General features: G+C 37.6%; 16 protein-coding genes, 1 tRNA gene, 1 other RNA gene and 1 other annotated feature. Of the genes, 13 read left to right on the plus strand and 5 right to left on the minus strand.

Annotated features, from left to right (window positions below):
- Positions 1-101 precede the first annotated feature (101 nt).
- Positions 102-1,067, minus strand: a complete 966-nt coding sequence (locus ACFX4E_RS27850) for a YaaC family protein (protein ID WP_098334885.1) — start codon at positions 1,065-1,067, stop codon at positions 102-104.
- A 116-nt stretch (positions 1,068-1,183) separates the two neighbouring features.
- Here ACFX4E_RS27850 and guaB point away from each other — a divergent pair, with 116 nt between their 5' ends.
- The 6 genes from guaB (at position 1,184) to ACFX4E_RS27880 (ending at position 7,647) form a co-directional block, all read left to right on the plus strand.
- The gene (guaB, locus tag ACFX4E_RS27855; protein ID WP_013081319.1) at positions 1,184-2,650 is read left to right on the plus strand and encodes an IMP dehydrogenase; all 1,467 of its coding nucleotides are present in this window, start codon (positions 1,184-1,186) and stop codon (positions 2,648-2,650) included.
- Positions 2,651-2,800: 150 nt separating this feature from the next.
- Positions 2,801-4,156, plus strand: coding sequence for a serine hydrolase (locus ACFX4E_RS27860; RefSeq protein ID WP_028410382.1), 1,356 nt, complete (start codon positions 2,801-2,803; stop codon positions 4,154-4,156).
- 190 nt (positions 4,157-4,346) lie between these two features.
- A complete protein-coding gene (gene pdxS, locus ACFX4E_RS27865) occupies positions 4,347-5,234 on the plus strand; it encodes a pyridoxal 5'-phosphate synthase lyase subunit PdxS (protein ID WP_013054829.1) in 888 nt (295 codons plus the stop codon).
- Positions 5,235-5,255: 21 nt separating this feature from the next.
- Positions 5,256-5,843: a pyridoxal 5'-phosphate synthase glutaminase subunit PdxT gene (gene pdxT, locus ACFX4E_RS27870; protein ID WP_028410383.1), complete on the plus strand. Its 588-nt coding sequence runs from the start codon at positions 5,256-5,258 to the stop codon at positions 5,841-5,843.
- A gap of 57 nt (positions 5,844-5,900) precedes the next feature.
- Positions 5,901-6,113 (plus strand) — a binding site (T-box leader).
- Positions 6,114-6,165: 52 nt separating this feature from the next.
- Entirely contained in the window at positions 6,166-7,443 is a 1,278-nt protein-coding gene (gene serS, locus ACFX4E_RS27875) for a serine--tRNA ligase (RefSeq protein ID WP_028410384.1), read from the plus strand.
- A gap of 111 nt (positions 7,444-7,554) precedes the next feature.
- Positions 7,555-7,647, plus strand: a tRNA-Ser gene (locus tag ACFX4E_RS27880).
- 120 nt (positions 7,648-7,767) lie between these two features.
- Here the strand turns inward: ACFX4E_RS27880 and ACFX4E_RS27885 are convergent.
- The 4 genes from ACFX4E_RS27885 to ACFX4E_RS27900 all read right to left on the minus strand — a co-directional run bounded on the left by ACFX4E_RS27885 (position 7,768) and on the right by ACFX4E_RS27900 (position 11,139).
- Positions 7,768-8,448, minus strand: coding sequence for a deoxynucleoside kinase (locus tag ACFX4E_RS27885; RefSeq protein WP_028410385.1), 681 nt, complete (start codon positions 8,446-8,448; stop codon positions 7,768-7,770).
- Positions 8,448-9,083, minus strand: coding sequence for a deoxynucleoside kinase (locus tag ACFX4E_RS27890; protein WP_028410386.1), 636 nt, complete (start codon positions 9,081-9,083; stop codon positions 8,448-8,450). The genes ACFX4E_RS27885 and ACFX4E_RS27890 overlap by 1 nt, the downstream gene beginning before the upstream one ends.
- Before the next feature lie 143 nt (positions 9,084-9,226).
- The gene (locus ACFX4E_RS27895; RefSeq protein ID WP_098334887.1) at positions 9,227-10,528 is read right to left on the minus strand and encodes a glycoside hydrolase family 18 protein; all 1,302 of its coding nucleotides are present in this window, start codon (positions 10,526-10,528) and stop codon (positions 9,227-9,229) included.
- 56 nt (positions 10,529-10,584) lie between these two features.
- On the minus strand, positions 10,585-11,139 hold the full coding sequence (locus ACFX4E_RS27900) for a cysteine hydrolase family protein (RefSeq protein WP_098526331.1): 555 nt from the start codon (positions 11,137-11,139) through the stop codon (positions 10,585-10,587).
- Between the two features lie 79 nt (positions 11,140-11,218).
- On the opposite strand from ACFX4E_RS27900, the gene tadA reads away from it, so the two are divergent.
- The 7 genes from tadA to ACFX4E_RS27935 all read left to right on the plus strand — a co-directional run bounded on the left by tadA (position 11,219) and on the right by ACFX4E_RS27935 (position 15,451).
- Positions 11,219-11,689, plus strand: a complete 471-nt coding sequence (tadA, locus tag ACFX4E_RS27905) for a tRNA adenosine(34) deaminase TadA (RefSeq protein ID WP_028410389.1) — start codon at positions 11,219-11,221, stop codon at positions 11,687-11,689.
- Between the two features lie 102 nt (positions 11,690-11,791).
- Positions 11,792-12,056: signal recognition particle sRNA large type (gene ffs / locus ACFX4E_RS27910), an RNA gene on the plus strand.
- 130 nt (positions 12,057-12,186) lie between these two features.
- Positions 12,187-13,875 carry a DNA polymerase III subunit gamma/tau gene (gene dnaX, locus ACFX4E_RS27915; protein WP_028410390.1) on the plus strand — a complete coding sequence of 563 codons (1,689 nt, stop codon included), beginning with the start codon at positions 12,187-12,189 and terminating at the stop codon, positions 13,873-13,875.
- A 19-nt stretch (positions 13,876-13,894) separates the two neighbouring features.
- A complete protein-coding gene (locus ACFX4E_RS27920) occupies positions 13,895-14,215 on the plus strand; it encodes a YbaB/EbfC family nucleoid-associated protein (protein WP_013081327.1) in 321 nt (106 codons plus the stop codon).
- A gap of 15 nt (positions 14,216-14,230) precedes the next feature.
- Positions 14,231-14,827 (plus strand): recombination mediator RecR, encoded by a 597-nt coding sequence (gene recR / locus ACFX4E_RS27925; RefSeq protein ID WP_013054839.1) that lies wholly within the window; start codon positions 14,231-14,233, stop codon positions 14,825-14,827.
- A gap of 14 nt (positions 14,828-14,841) precedes the next feature.
- The gene (locus ACFX4E_RS27930; RefSeq protein ID WP_013054840.1) at positions 14,842-15,066 is read left to right on the plus strand and encodes a YaaL family protein; all 225 of its coding nucleotides are present in this window, start codon (positions 14,842-14,844) and stop codon (positions 15,064-15,066) included.
- A gap of 115 nt (positions 15,067-15,181) precedes the next feature.
- Complete coding sequence (locus ACFX4E_RS27935; RefSeq protein ID WP_028410391.1) at positions 15,182-15,451, plus strand: pro-sigmaK processing inhibitor BofA family protein; 270 nt, start codon at positions 15,182-15,184, stop codon at positions 15,449-15,451.
- Positions 15,452-15,736 lie beyond the last annotated feature (285 nt).

The following is a 15,736-nucleotide window of genomic DNA, read 5'->3' on the forward strand; positions in this document are numbered from 1 at the left end:
GAACACGGAAGTTAAGCTCTTTAGCGCCAATGGTAGTTGGGACTTTGTCCCTGTGAGAGTAGGACGTTGCCAGGCACTTGAAAAAAGACTAGCTATTTTAGCTAGTCTTTTTTTGTATGTTCATTTAAGTAACAAGAAATTAAGTAAGGAATCTTTTGAGCCGTAACCTCCAGGAATCTCAAGATAAATGGGTAATCTTTCGAAGAGTATGTATGCAATAATTCATACCACCACTCCGTTTCATAACGTGAAATCATACTTAAATTATAAAGTAATAAGTAATGTGCCAACATCTCAGGGAAATATAAGCAGCTATCTTTTTCCAAGGGCGCATGCAGCGTGTTATCTTGGAAATTGTACATAAAAGGTGAACAATTATACAAACGGCTTGAAGGGTCAAGAATACGTACCTGATCTTCTGACAGAGACAATGATAGACGGGAACGCTCTTTTAAAAAAGAGTAGAGCCTTTCGTGATTCATATGATAACACCGTGTAACTTGTTCAGGAATAGACAAAGAAGTAGCTGGAAGCAATCCAATAGTTGTTAAATGGGAAAATGACCTAGTACCCAAATTTAAAAATAATGTATCTAATTCTGGTACGCACGACAACAGGTAATTCATTGTATATTTACTACCTTCTAGTTGTTTCACATGAAACAATTCTTCTCCTACTTGTGAAAACAAACCGCTTTTTTGGATCTTAACTTCATCATCTAAAAAATCATAACTTTGTTTTTTTCTTTTTCGTGTTGATACTCCATGTGCTAACACCGCCGTATTCTCTGGATATACGGGATTTTGTGTTAACAAACAGGCTTTTAACAGCTGTGACATTCCATAAAATAATAAAACTGGTTGAACTGATACAGGAGATTGTGCCGCAACTTGATAATAATTTTTACTGTGTTCCAAATAATAAATAAAGGGGTAACTGTTTTTAAAGCTATGTTGCTCTGCATCGCTATGATTCAATTTTTGATAGCGCTTTTTTAAAAAGTCTTGTACAAAAGGAACGGAGAAAAATAAATTGTAGGACGTCCAAACATCATTAAATTTATGCAACTAAATCACCTTTTCTTTTTATTAGAATTATCTGATATCTAGTGAAGTTATTGACAGGTACATATCTGCTTGTTAATCTACTAATAATATTCTGTCGTTTAAAGGAGGATTCTATAATGTGGGAAAGCAAATTTTCTAAAGAAGGCTTAACATTTGATGACGTTTTACTGGTGCCAGCAAAATCTGAGGTATTACCTAAAGACGTTGATATGAGTGTTGAACTAACAAAAACATTAAAATTAAAGGTGCCGTTTATCAGTGCAGGAATGGATACAGTTACAGAAGCTGAAATGGCTATTGCGATGGCTAGACAAGGTGGTTTAGGTATCATTCACAAAAACATGTCGATTGAACAGCAAGCAGAACAAGTTGATAAAGTAAAACGTTCTGAAAGTGGTGTTATCACGGATCCTTTCTTTTTAACTCCTGAAAACCAAGTATTTGCTGCTGAACATTTAATGGGCAAATATCGTATCTCAGGTGTGCCGATTGTCAACAACGAAGAAGAACAAAAACTAGTTGGAATCCTTACAAACCGGGACTTGCGTTTTATCCAAGATTATTCAATGCAAATTGCTGATGTAATGACAAAAGAAGAATTGGTTACTGCTCCAGTAGGAACGACTTTAGAAGAAGCAGAGAAAATTCTACAGCAATACAAAATTGAAAAGTTACCTCTTGTAGATGACAATGGCGTATTAAAAGGCCTTATCACAATTAAAGACATTGAAAAAGTAATTGAGTTTCCAAATGCAGCTAAAGATCAACAAGGTCGATTATTAGTTGGAGCAGCTGTTGGCGTAACAGCTGATTCAAACGTTCGTATCGAAAAATTAGTACAAGCTGGCGTTGATGTTATCGTTATTGATACAGCGCATGGACATTCACAAGGCGTTTTAGATACGGTAAGCAGCATTCGCGAGGCATATCCAGAGTTAAATATTATTGCTGGCAACGTAGCAACTGCTGAAGGTACAAAAGCATTAATTGAAGCAGGAGCAAACGTAGTAAAAGTAGGAATTGGACCTGGTTCAATTTGTACAACTCGTGTTGTAGCTGGTGTAGGCGTTCCACAAATTACAGCAGTATATGATTGTGCAACTGAAGCTCGTAAGCACGGTGTAGCTATTATCGCAGATGGCGGTATTAAATACTCTGGAGATATTGTAAAAGCACTTGCAGCTGGTGGACATACAGTAATGCTAGGAAGCCTTCTAGCAGGAACGACAGAAAGTCCTGGAGAAACAGAAATCTACCAAGGTAGACGCTTTAAAGTGTACCGTGGAATGGGTTCTGTAGGAGCTATGGAAAAAGGAAGTAAAGATCGATACTTCCAAGAAGATAATAAAAAATTAGTTCCAGAAGGTATCGAAGGACGTTTGCCTTACAAAGGACCTGTAGCAGATACTTTATATCAAATGATCGGCGGTTTACGCGCAGGAATGGGTTACTGTGGTTCAGCTAACTTAGAAGCGTTACGTGAACAGGCACAATTCATTCGTATGACTGGAGCAGGTTTAAGAGAAAGCCACCCACATGATGTACAAATCACAAAAGAATCTCCTAACTATTCTATGAGATAATCATGAATGTTTAAAAAACACGTTTCCCTATTAGGGAAACGTGTTTTTTATGTCATGGATCATGAATGTAACAGTACTTCTTTATCTATTTTTTTAAATTTTAGTATGATAAAATTACATTTATGTGAGTTTACGTTTGGAGGGTATAGAGTGAGAAACGCAGTACAGAAACAATTAATTTGTGTCATTGCTGTTATGTTAATGGCCAGCGTATTTTTTGTCTCTACACAAGCATCAGCTGCTCCTAAAACAGATGATATTGGCGTTGAAGCAGATGCAGCGATCTTAGTAGAGGCAAGTACGGGGAAAGTATTATACGGGAAAAATACGGATGCTTTATTAGGTATTGCAAGCATGACAAAAATGATGACAGAATACCTAGTATTAGAATCCATAAAAGATAAGAAATTATCTTGGGATCAACGTGTGCCAGTTAGTAAATATGCAGCTAAAATTTCTCAAGATTATGGATTATCGAATGTACCGTTAATTGAAAACCAAAAATACACGGTGAAAGAATTATATGATGCCATGGCTATTTACTCAGCTAATGGAGCTGCAATCGCTTTAGCTGAAGCTGTCAGTGGTTCTGAAGAAAACTTTATTAAGTTAATGAACGAAACGGCAAAAAGATTAAATATGGGTGAATCAAAATTTGTCAATTCCACAGGTCTTTCTAATTCTCTGTTAAAAGGAATGTATCCAAAAGGAACGAAGGAAGAAGATGAGAACCTTCTATCGGCTCGGGCAGTTGCTACCCTTGCTTATCACTTAATTCATGATTATCCAGAATCTTTGGAAGTAGCTAAAACTCCTTCTAAGATGTTTAGACAAGGGCAACAAGGCGAAACAAAAATGAACAATTGGAACAAGATGCTCCCAGGTTTTTCAGCTGCCTACAGCGGCGTAGACGGTTTAAAAACTGGCCATACAGATTTTGCAGGTCAATGTTTCACTGGGACTGCAGAGCGTAACGGGGTAAGATACATAACAGTTGTAATGAATGCTAAGGAAAACGGCAAGTCTACGGAAGCTGCTCGTTTTTCCCAAACAAAAAAGATATTGGATTATGCTTTTAGTCATTTTCAGTTAAAAGAAGTAGTGCCTGCTAACGGCGAGATTAAAGGGCATGAAACAATTAATGTTGCTAAAGGAAAATCAAAAGAAGCTTCCGTTTCTCCAAAGAATTCGGTAAAGATTATTACCGAAAAAGGTCAAAAGGATCATACTAAAATCAACTTTAAGTTAAACGATAAAGTTATGAACGATCAAAAAGTTGTTGCTCCTATTAAAAAAGGAGAAACAGTTGCTTATGTCAGTGCAACAAACAGCAATCTTAAAGATTTAGGCTATGTAGGAGGTCAAACTACAGATAGCATGACGCCGGTTGTGACAAACGAATCTGTTGAAAAAGCTGGATGGTTCTCTCTCGCTATCCGCAGTATTGGCAACTTCTTCAGCGATATTTGGATGAATGCTGCAAATACAGTGAATAACTGGTTTTAATGATAACTCAAGAGAAAGAAGAGATACTACAAGAGAGTATCTCTTCTTTTTATTTTTAGATTTGTTTGTATATAATCTATAAATTAGATAGGAATTTTCCGAAAAATGCGGTAAAATAGACACTAAGTTTTGAATTTTGTATATACACTAAAAATTATTGTGAAACACTTGATACAGGAGGAAGACAAACATGAATAACATTACAGGTACTGATCGTGTAAAACGAGGAATGGCGGAAATGCAAAAAGGTGGCGTTATCATGGACGTTATCAATGCAGAGCAAGCAAAAATTGCAGAAGCAGCAGGCGCTGTTGCTGTTATGGCATTAGAGCGTGTTCCAGCTGATATCCGTGCAGCAGGCGGCGTGTCTCGTATGGCAGACCCAACAATTGTTGAAGAAGTGATGAATGCTGTGTCCATTCCAGTTATGGCAAAAGCTCGTATTGGCCATATTGTTGAAGCACGCGTGCTAGAAGCGATGGGTGTAGACTACATCGATGAAAGTGAAGTGTTGACTCCAGCTGATGAGGAGTTTCATTTAAATAAAAATACATTTACGGTTCCATTTGTGTGCGGTTGCCGTGATCTTGGCGAAGCATCTCGTCGTATTGCTGAAGGAGCTGCAATGCTTCGTACAAAGGGAGAACCAGGGACAGGAAACATTGTGGAAGCAGTGCGTCATATGCGTCAAGTAAATGCTCAAGTACGTAAAGTTGTGGGCATGGACGAAGATGAGTTAATGACAGAAGCTAAACTATTAGGTGCACCTTATGAGTTATTACTGCAAATTAAACGTGAAGGTCGTTTACCGGTTGTAAACTTTGCAGCAGGCGGCGTAGCAACACCAGCAGACGCAGCGTTAATGATGCAGCTTGGAGCAGACGGTGTGTTCGTTGGATCAGGAATCTTCAAATCAGACAACCCTGAAAAATTTGCGCGAGCAATCGTGGAAGCAACAACACATTATCAAGACTATGAACTGATTGCAAACTTATCAAAAGGGTTAGGAAGTGCAATGAAAGGGATTGAAATTTCATCATTATTACCAGAAAACCGCATGCAAGAGCGTGGATGGTAATTTAAAGGGAGTTTTGACAAAATGGTAAAAGTAGGCGTGTTAGGATTACAAGGTGCCTTTCGCGAGCATGCACAAGCATTAGAAGCAGCAGGCGCTGAAGCCATTATCATAAAAAAAGTTGAACAGCTAAACGAAATAGATGGTTTAATCCTACCGGGCGGCGAAAGCACAGCGATGCGTCGTCTGATTGACAAATATGACTTTATGGGACCTCTTCGCCAGTTTGCACAAGCAGGTAAACCGGTATTTGGTACGTGTGCGGGTTTAATTTTACTCGCAGGACAAGTCGTTGACCGTGAAGAGCCCCATTTAGGTGTTATGGATATTACGGTAGCTCGAAACTCGTTTGGGCGTCAACGGGATAGCTTTGAAGCTGCCCTAAATATTAAAGATATCGGTGAAGATTTTATAGGCGTATTTATCCGTGCTCCGCATATTGTAGAAGTAGGAGAAAACGTTGAAGTCTTAGCCATGCATAACGACCGAATCGTTGCGGCAAGACAAGGTCAATTCTTGGGATGTTCGTTTCATCCAGAATTAACAGATGATGCTCGCATGGCGCAGTATTTTGTAGCAATGGTTGAAGAAGCTTCAAAAAAACCTGTATAAATGAATTGCATCTTGTACAGACTTGTAGTACATTATGATTAATAAAAATGATATTGGTATAAAGCGTTGATAGGAAATAGTAATAAGATTTTTGATTTCAAGAGAGTCGATGGCTGGTGTGAATCGATAATCAATTCTTATGAATCCGTCCTGGAGCAAGCTGTCGAAAAAGTAGTAGGCAGTTTCGGTTCATCCGTTATCTGGTTTAAGAGGAAGGCTTATTTTAGCTTTCAATTAGGGTGGCAACGCGGGTAAACTCTCGTCCCTTTCATGGGGATGAGAGTTTTTATTTTGCCCTTTTATACTAAAGGAGGTACTAAGTATGTTAGATTTAAAATTTTTACGTGCTAATTTTAATGAAGTAAAAGAAAAGCTCAAGTTTCGTGGTGAGGACTTAACGGACTTAGGTCGCTTTGAAGAGTTAGATGCAAAACGCCGTGAGCTAATTGCTCAAACAGAAGAGTTAAAAAGCAAGCGAAATGAAGTATCACAGCAAATTGCACAATTGAAGCGTGAAAAACAAGATGCTGATCATTTAATCGTTGAAATGCGTGAAGTAGGAGACCGCGTAAAGCAATTGGATGAAGAGCTTCGCAGCGTTGAAGAAGAATTAGAACTATTGCTACTTTCAATTCCTAACGTTCCACATGAAAGTACGCCTGTAGGTGAAACTGAAGATGATAACGTAGAAGTTCGCAAATGGGGAGAAATTAAACAATTTGATTTTGAACCAAAACCGCATTGGGATTTAGGAACAGATTTAAATATTTTAGATTTTGAAAGAGCTTCGAAAGTAACGGGAAGCCGCTTTGTATTTTATAAAGGGTTAGGTGCAAGATTAGAACGCGCTCTTATTAACTTTATGATGGATTTACATATGGATGAGCATGGTTATGAAGAAATCCTTCCTCCATATATGGTAAATCGTACAAGCATGATGGGAACAGGGCAGCTTCCTAAATTTGAAGAAGATGCATTCAAGATTAAAGAAGAAGATTATTTCTTAATTCCTACAGCTGAAGTACCAGTTACAAATTTGCATCGTGATGAAATTTTAAGTGGAGATCAGCTTCCAATTGCTTATACAGCGTATAGTGCTTGCTTCCGATCAGAAGCAGGCTCTGCAGGAAGAGATACACGTGGTCTTATTCGTCAGCATCAGTTTAATAAAGTAGAACTGGTTCGCTTTGTTAAGCCAGAAGATTCTTATGATGAATTAGAAAAATTAACGGGCCATGCTGAAAAGGTTCTTCAACTATTAGGTTTACCTTACCGGGTTCTAAGCATGTGTACAGCTGACCTAGGTTTCACAGCAGCCAAAAAGTATGATATTGAAGTTTGGATTCCAAGTTATGAAACGTATCGTGAAATTTCTTCTTGTTCAAACTTTGAAAGCTTCCAAGCTCGCCGTGCTAATATTCGCTTCCGACGTGATACAAAAGCAAAACCAGAGCATGTTCATACACTAAACGGTTCTGGCTTAGCAATTGGTCGTACGGTAGCTGCAATTTTAGAAAACTACCAGCAGGAAGATGGATCAATTCAAATTCCAGAAGTGCTGCGTCCATATATGGGAAATAAAGAATTTATCTCTAAATAAAAGTAAAAGATGTTCATTAAGAATTAATTCTTAATGAACATCTTTTTAAAAAAAATCAATAAAAGAGTTGACTTCATTATTTATATATGATAAATTAATACTTGTCGATACGGAGGAATACCCAAGTCCGGCTGAAGGGATCGGTCTTGAAAACCGACAGGGGTGTTAAAGCCCGCGGGGGTTCGAATCCCTCTTCCTCCGCCATATTTGACTTATAATGCAATTAACATAGCGCGATAAATTGGAGATTGGAAAACCGTTACTTATAAGTAACGGTTTTTTATTTGTTAAAAATGCCGCTTTATCTATTAAAGCGGCATTTTTTTATAGATGACGGCGTTTTAGCTTTTCATTATGTTGTAAAAAGCGAGCCACTTTTTCAACAATTGATTCAATTGAATCAGGATTCTTGATAAGGTCGTATTCTCTAATATCTAAACGAAGAATAGGGCAAGCCGTAAAGTTATTAATCCAGTCTTCGTATCGGGCGTGCATCTCTTTCCAATAATCAAGAGGCGTTTGCTGTTCCATTGGTCGCCCTCTTTCTTGAATCCGATCTACAATATCTTCGAAGCTGCCTTCCAAATAAATGAGCAGATCCGGATGAGGAAAATATGGAGTCATAACCATTGCATCGAACAAGCTTGTATATGTTTCATAGTCTACTTTAGACATCGTTCCTTTTTCAAAATGCATCTTAGCAAAGATACCGGTATCTTCGTAAATGGATCTGTCTTGGATGAAGCCGCCGCCATACTCGAAAATTTTCTTTTGTTCTTTAAAGCGTTCCGCTAGAAAGTATACCTGTAGGTGGAAGCTCCAACGTTCAAAATCTCCATAAAATTTGTCCAGGTAAGGGTTGGAATCTACTTTTTCAAACGATGTGCGAAATTGGAGAGCATCAGCCAATGATTGAGTCATTGTAGATTTCCCAACTCCAACTGTGCCCGCTATCGTCAACACAGCATCATTAGGAATGTTGTATTTCGATCGTAAGTTTACCATTACATACTCCTTTTTAACATACTCTCTTGAACCTCTGATAAGATTCTATTTAAGTGTTGTTTATTTTGTACAAAATCTATTTCATCACCGTCATAACGTAAAATGGTTACATCAGGGTTATTTTGTTCAAACGCCGTCATAGCCTTTTCATAATCATCACTTAGCCTCGCAAGGTAGTGAGGATCGATGTTTCGTTCAATTTCTCTTCCGCGCATTTTAATACGCTTTAACAAGGTATCTAAACTGGCATTTAAATAAATAATAATGTTCGGAGCTGGCATATCAGCCGTTAAGATGTGGAAGATTTGTACATATTTTTTATACTGTTCATCTTTTAACGTTTGCTCAGCAAAAATCATGTTTTTCATAATATGATAATCTGCTACAACAGGTTTTTTATAAGATAAGAACCCTTTTTGAATATCCTCCAATTGCTTATATCGATTACATAGAAAAAACATTTCAGTTTGAAAACTCCACTCGTTGATATTTTCATAAAATTTCCCGAGAAATGGATTTTCATCTACGATTTCTTTTAAAATTTCGAATTGAAATGCTTGTGCAATCTCTTTAGCTAGAGAGGTTTTTCCGACACCGATGGGTCCTTCTACTGAAATAAAAGGTGTGCCTTGCATTCATTTGCCTCCTTCATGACCACTCGTTCAAAAAAAACAGACAAAAAATATTTTAACATAGAGAAGGAGAATAAGGGGAAAAGAAATTTCTTTCAGTAAGAAGAATAACAAAAAGCCTACTGTTCACAGTAAGCTTTCCCTATTTATGGCTGTGTCACTCTTTTTGTAATTTTGAAGTTGTCTTCAATCAAGAGCCAGTTTTGCGGGAAGTCCAGGCCTAGTTTCCAGTAGGCCATTCCTCTAAGTTTTAATTCTTTGATTAAATTAAACTTGGCCTGAATAGACCTAGCGTCTTCAAACCATACTTCGTGGGTGCGCTGCTGTTCATCTTTATACCGGAAGAAAGGAGCTTGTGCTTTATCGTCGTATTGAATCGCTACTTTATAGCGAGCTGCCAACTCAATAGCTCGTTGAGGACTAATGGCTTTGGCATACTCTCCTCCTGGTTTGTAAGGAAGTGTCCAATCGTAACCGTATAGGTTTTGACCCATGATAATTTTTGAACTAGGTATTTCAGATACTGCATATTCTAAAACATCACGTACGGGACCAATAGGAGAGACGGCCATGGGAGGCCCACCGCTATATCCCCATTCATATGTCATCGGAACAACGAAGTTAGCAATCTCTCCAATGGCTTTATAATCATGTGCTTCATACCATTTGCCTTTTTGATCTCGACTTGTTTTCGGAGCTAAAGCCACAGACATAAGAAGTTGCTCATCTTGAAGCCGCTTTTTTGCTTTCTGTAAAAATGCAATATAGGCTTCTTTATCTGCTGGACGCAAAAATTCGAAGTCAAAATGAATGTCTCTGAAATTTTGTTCTTTCGCTGTTTTTACAATATTATTTAAGAGCGTATCTTGAGCGTCTTTATTATTTAAAATTGCTCGGCCGACTTCGTCACTGAATGCACCGTTTTCAATATTAGCCAATACCATTAAGAAAATGACGTCATTTTCTTTAGCAATAGAACCTAAATTGTTAAGTGGAGGTGCCTTTAGAGAACCGTCTTTTTGCACTTCGAAGTTCGCTGGCCCGAGATAAGTAAGGTATTTTGCATTTTGATTAATCATTTTCTCTGTTTGAGGAGTGATTTTTCGATTGCTTGTTTCAACATACCCTAAAAACTCACCGTTTCTTTTGTTTGGAGAAGGGGGAATTAAGATGCGGCGGCCAGGTGTTAAGGGTGCTGTAACTGAAACATTGTTCGCATTGGCAATAGCCTGATAGCTAACGCCTAATTTTCTTCCTATCTTCCATATAGTGTCCCCAGCTTTTACTGTGTAGTAAGTACCGTTGATTGGAATAACCATAGATTGCCCGATGACGAGTTGACTTGGATTAGGTAATTCATTTGCTCTTATAATTTTCCCTGCGTCAATGCGGAACTGTTTTGCAATACTATATATACTGTCACCTGCTTTAACAGTGTAAATTTGCATAATAAAAAGCCTCCATTTCATATGACTTACTTCCATCATATGAGAAGGCTTTTTACTTAATTCATCAACTCGGTATGTTTGCAAATACGAGCATTTAATACATTATGCATCATTCTCAAAGCAAAGGTATTGTCTTCATCTGCGTTTGAAGCAATACAATCTTCAGGCACAATTAAGTTATACTCACGCATATAAGCATCGTTGGCTGAAAAAAGCACGCATATATTTCCCGCAATTCCTGTTAAAATAAGTGTATGCACATCGAGCTGTGATAGCAAAATATTTAAAGCTGTCCCATAGAAGATAGAATGCTTTGGTTTAATTAAGAAGTAATCAGCGTTTTGTGGTGAAATATGATGTAGAATGGGTGAGCTTACCTCATTTGTACAGTGTGTTAAAATGGTTTCTAAGTTTGCTTGCCACAGCTTATAGTGGTCATTCACATAGATAATAGGGATATGTTGAGACGATGCGTACTGTTTTAACTGGGCAATGTTTTGAGCAATGGTTAAAGATTTTTCAGCAAGTATTTTGCCGTTTTTAAATTGAAAATCGTTTAGCATATCAATAATAATTAAAGCACTTTTAGCATTACTTTTAGCATTCTTCACACAAGGTCTCTCCTTTTCCTGATGTACATAGTAAATAGTTTGACTCAGAAAAAATATAATATGTAAGGTTGGATAAAAAGTGTTAAATGATGAAAAGTATATGAGGTTGGCAATTGATGAAGCATTAAAAGCCAAAGATAAATTAGAGGTTCCCATTGGAGCAGTTATTGTTCAAGATGGTGAGGTGGTTGCTTCAGCTTATAACTTACGAGAAACAGAACAGCGATCAGTTGCTCATGCGGAACTTTTAGCAATTGATGAAGCATGTAAGAAACTAGGAACATGGAGATTGGAAGACGCTACGTTATATGTCACCTTAGAACCATGTCCGATGTGTGCAGGTGCTATTGTATTATCAAGAGTAAAAAGAGTTGTGTTTGGAGCTTATGATCCTAAAGGTGGCTGCGCAGGAACATTGTTAAACTTATTAGAGTTTGAAAAGTTTAATCATCAAGCAGAAGTAGTAGGAGGTATGCTAGAAGAAGAATGCGGGAGCCTCTTAACTACCTTTTTTCGTGAGTTGCGTCAACGAAAAAAGGCTGGAAAATAGCGCTGAACAAGTAAGTTTTCTATAGCAGTTGCATTTTTGAATGAAAAGACGTATACTTGTAAATGCATCAACTTGATGCCCAAACTATTGGTTTCAACTTTGCCGTGCTAAGCGGGGAGGTAGCGGTGCCCTGTACTCGCAATCCGCTCTAGCGAGGCCGAATTCCTTCTTGAGGTTAGCTCATCTTAGGGCCTGCCTTAAGTAAGTGGTGTTGACGTTTGGGTCCTATGCAATGGGAATCTGTGAACCCTGTCAGGTCCGGAAGGAAGCAGCAGTAAGCAGAACCTCTCATGTGCCATGGGGTCGCCTGAACCGAGCTAACTGCTTAAGTAACGCCTGGGGTGGCTAATCGACGGAAGGTGCACGGCAGTTATATACATAAGTTTAGTCTACTCTGTTGGAGTAGGCTTTTTATTTTATCTCTCACTATTTTGAAAAAAAACCTCATAATACGCTATAATGATAACTAATGAATTATATTAAAAGGAGAGGATGTAGTGGCATATCAGGCTCTGTACCGTGTATACCGTCCTCAAAGCTTTAACGACGTAGTCGGTCAACAACATATTATCAAAACACTTCAAAATGCCCTTGTCCAAGAGAAATTTTCGCATGCGTATTTATTTTCTGGGCCTCGAGGGACAGGAAAGACAACAGCTGCTAAAATTTTAGCGAAAGCCGTTAACTGTGAAAAAGCACCCATTGCTGAACCCTGTAATGAATGTGCAACTTGTCGGGGAATTACTGATGGTTCCATTTCTGATGTAATTGAAATTGATGCAGCTTCTAATAATGGAGTCGATGAAATTCGAGATATCCGTGATAAAGTAAAATATGCACCTAGTGCTGTTCGATACAAAGTGTACATTATTGATGAAGTTCATATGCTTTCAATTGGAGCTTTTAACGCTTTGTTAAAAACGTTAGAAGAACCTCCTGCACATGTTATCTTTATTTTAGCTACAACAGAGCCGCATAAAATTCCATTAACGATTATCTCTAGATGTCAGCGCTTTGATTTCAAACGCATTTCGCCAGAAGATATCGTATATCGAATGAAGGAAGTATTAGGTTCTGAAGAGCTAGAAGTAAGCGAGGATGCTCTTTACGAAATTGCGAAAGCTTCAGAAGGCGGCATGCGTGATGCACTTAGTCTTTTAGACCAAGCTATCTCGTATAGTACGGAGAAGGTGAGCTTAGAGGATGTTCTATCCATAACAGGAGCAGTATCACAGGCTTTTATTGTGAAGATCGTCCAAGCTATCTTTAACGAAAACATTGTAGAAGCGCTAGACTCTGTTGAAAGTTTGATCAAAAACGGAAAAGATCCAGCGAGGTTTGTAGAGGACCTCATCTTCTATTATCGTGATGTTCTGCTTTATCAAGCTTCTGAAGAAAATGCATATTTACTTGAAAAAGCAGCGGTTAACGAAGAGTTTAAAGAACTGAGTTCAAAAATGGATAGTGCTTTTATTTATAAAGTCATTGCTGAATTGAACCAAACTCAGCAAGAGATGAAATGGAGCAATCATCCTCGAGTGCTACTTGAAGTAGCTTTAGTAAAATTAGCTCAAAGTTCTACAAATCAAGAGAGTGCTCTTCCATATCAAGACATTTTACAAAAAATGAATCAAATGGAAGCAGAACTGCAGCAGTTAAAAGAAAAAGGCATTCAAGTTGATCATACAGCTCAGGCAGCGCAAACAGAGAAAAAACAGACAAGACAGTCAAGAAGTCAGTATAAAACGCCTGTTGGGAAGGTAAATGAAGTTTTAAAAAATGCCACTCGGCAGAATTTAGAAACGATTAAGCGATCCTGGGCGCAGGTGTTAGACACATTGAAACAACAAAATAAAGCTTCACATGCAGCGTTGTTATCTAACAGTGAACCGGTTGCGTCTTCAGATCAATCATTTATACTTAAATTCAAATATGAAATTCATTGCAAAATGGCTTCTGAAAATAACAACAATGTACGTGATAATTTAGAGAATATCTTATATACTTTAATTGGCAGCAAGCGTGAAATGGTTGCAATTCCAGAAAGTGAATGGGATAAAGTAAGAGAAGAGTTTCTTCAAGGACAGCAAAGCGATGGGTCATCAGGTCAACCACAGGAGGAAGACCCTGTGGTTGCGGAAGCGAAAAAGCTATTTGGAGAAGACTTAATCGAAATTCAAGAGTAAATTTAGGAGGAATGTTCATATGATGAAAGGCATGGGCAATATGCAAAAAATGATGAAACAAATGCAAAAAATGCAAAAAGATATGCAAAAAGCGCAGGAAGAGTTAGCTGAAAAAACTGTTGAAGGTACAGCTGGCGGCGGAATGGTAACAGTTGTAGTTAACGGTCAGAAACAAGTAATTGATGTAAATATTAAAGAGGATGTAGTAGATCCTGAAGATATTGAAATGCTACAAGATTTAGTACTAGCAGCAACAAATGACGCATTAAAACAAATGGACGATTTAACAAATAACACAATGGGTCAATTTACAAAAGGTTTAAATATTCCAGGACTTTAATAAGGTGGTTGCCACGTGCATTATCCAGAACCAATATCCAAGCTTATAGATAGTTTTATGAAGTTACCCGGCATTGGTCCAAAAACAGCTGTTCGCTTAGCGTTCTTTGTTTTATCTATGAAAGAAGATACAGTATTAGATTTTGCAAAAGCATTAGTCAATGCGAAGCGAAATTTAACCTATTGTTCAGTTTGCGGACATATCACAGATCAAGATCCTTGTTACATTTGTCAAGATCAGCGCAGAGAGCGAAATGTGGTATGTGTCGTGCAAGACCCTAAGGATGTCATTGCAATGGAGAAAATGAAAGAATATAACGGCTTGTATCATGTCCTGCATGGCGCAATTTCACCTATGGAAGGAATAGGGCCTGAAGATATCAAAGTACCAGAGTTATTAAAAAGACTTCAAGATGATGAGATTCAAGAAGTGATTTTAGCCACTAACCCGAATATAGAGGGCGAAGCTACGGCTATGTATATCTCTAGGCTCTTAAAGCCGACAGGAATTAAAATTACTAGAATTGCTCATGGGTTACCCGTTGGAGGAGACCTTGAGTATGCAGATGAAGTAACATTATCTAAAGCCCTAGAAGGTAGAAGAGAAGTATAACGAGGTACTCGCATATGTTTTTTAAAAGAAAAGGTTGGTTACGCAAAGAGTATGATGATGAATTTGTGAAGACTTTTATGCAAGTAAAGCAGGAATGGAGTCACAAAACTTCAATGGTAGAAAGAAGTGTAGATCCTTCAGAAGAGGTAATGGTAGATATTCGATTAGCCAAAATGAAGTATCTTTTTCTATTAAAAGAAGCCAAGCATCGAAATATTTCAATTAACAGGATGTCATAGAGGCATCCTGTTTTGTTGTCTTTATAAAATAAGGATTTCTCTCCGTGAATAGTGCTTTTTTTGAATGCTTGGACATACATATAAGGTAACTTATCTGCTTTAAGAAGGAGGCAACATGCTAAATCATCCCATTGTAGTTGTGTCTTTTTTAACAGGACTAATCATTCTACTCTTAGTAACAGGTGGTGTTGAAAAAATGCTTCGAGTCATTGGAAATTTATCGATTAAGCTGATTATTGGCGTTCTGCTGCTTTTCTTTATTAACATCTTTGGGGTACAGTTCGGTATTCATATCCCTATTAACTTCCCCACAGCCATTGTTTCAGCTATTTTAGGTATTCCAGGAATAGCTGCCTTACTTGTTATTAATAATTTCATATTATAATTTGGAGGAATATCCAAAATAAAAGTTTTCTGGAATCTTTTCGAGAAAACTTTTATTTTTTTTGAAAAAGTTGTTGACCAACAAGTTAACAGATGTTATATTTATATACGTCGCTAAGACAACAACAAAAAAATAACTCAAAAATAACTTAATGAAAAAAGTTGTTGACAAGTTATTATCGAGGTGGTAAGATAAGAAAGTCGCCTTGAGACAAGAGTTCTTTGAAAACTGAACGAAATAGTAAACGTCAACGTTAATTTTTATTTTTTAAATGAGCAAGTCAAA

The organism is Priestia sp. YIM B13491 (genome assembly GCF_042787605.1).
Classification (GTDB): Bacteria; Bacillota; Bacilli; order Bacillales; family Bacillaceae_H; genus Priestia; species Priestia megaterium_E.

What these genes read in the sequence shown, in the direction of transcription:
- guaB (WP_013081319.1), top strand. Translation starts at nt 1,184, where the DNA reads ATGTGGGAAAGCAAATTTTCTAAAGAAGGCTTAACATTTGATGACGTT.
- pdxS (WP_013054829.1), top strand. Translation starts at nt 4,347, where the DNA reads ATGAATAACATTACAGGTACTGATCGTGTAAAACGAGGAATGGCGGAA.
- pdxT (WP_028410383.1), top strand. Translation starts at nt 5,256, where the DNA reads ATGGTAAAAGTAGGCGTGTTAGGATTACAAGGTGCCTTTCGCGAGCAT.
- serS (WP_028410384.1), top strand. Translation starts at nt 6,166, where the DNA reads ATGTTAGATTTAAAATTTTTACGTGCTAATTTTAATGAAGTAAAAGAA.
- ACFX4E_RS27885 (WP_028410385.1), bottom strand. Translation starts at nt 8,448, where the DNA reads ATGGTAAACTTACGATCGAAATACAACATTCCTAATGATGCTGTGTTG.
- ACFX4E_RS27890 (WP_028410386.1), bottom strand. Translation starts at nt 9,083, where the DNA reads ATGCAAGGCACACCTTTTATTTCAGTAGAAGGACCCATCGGTGTCGGA.
- ACFX4E_RS27895 (WP_098334887.1), bottom strand. Translation starts at nt 10,528, where the DNA reads ATGCAAATTTACACTGTTAAAGCAGGTGACAGTATATATAGTATTGCA.
- ACFX4E_RS27920 (WP_013081327.1), top strand. Translation starts at nt 13,895, where the DNA reads ATGATGAAAGGCATGGGCAATATGCAAAAAATGATGAAACAAATGCAA.
- ACFX4E_RS27930 (WP_013054840.1), top strand. Translation starts at nt 14,842, where the DNA reads ATGTTTTTTAAAAGAAAAGGTTGGTTACGCAAAGAGTATGATGATGAA.
- ACFX4E_RS27935 (WP_028410391.1), top strand. Translation starts at nt 15,182, where the DNA reads ATGCTAAATCATCCCATTGTAGTTGTGTCTTTTTTAACAGGACTAATC.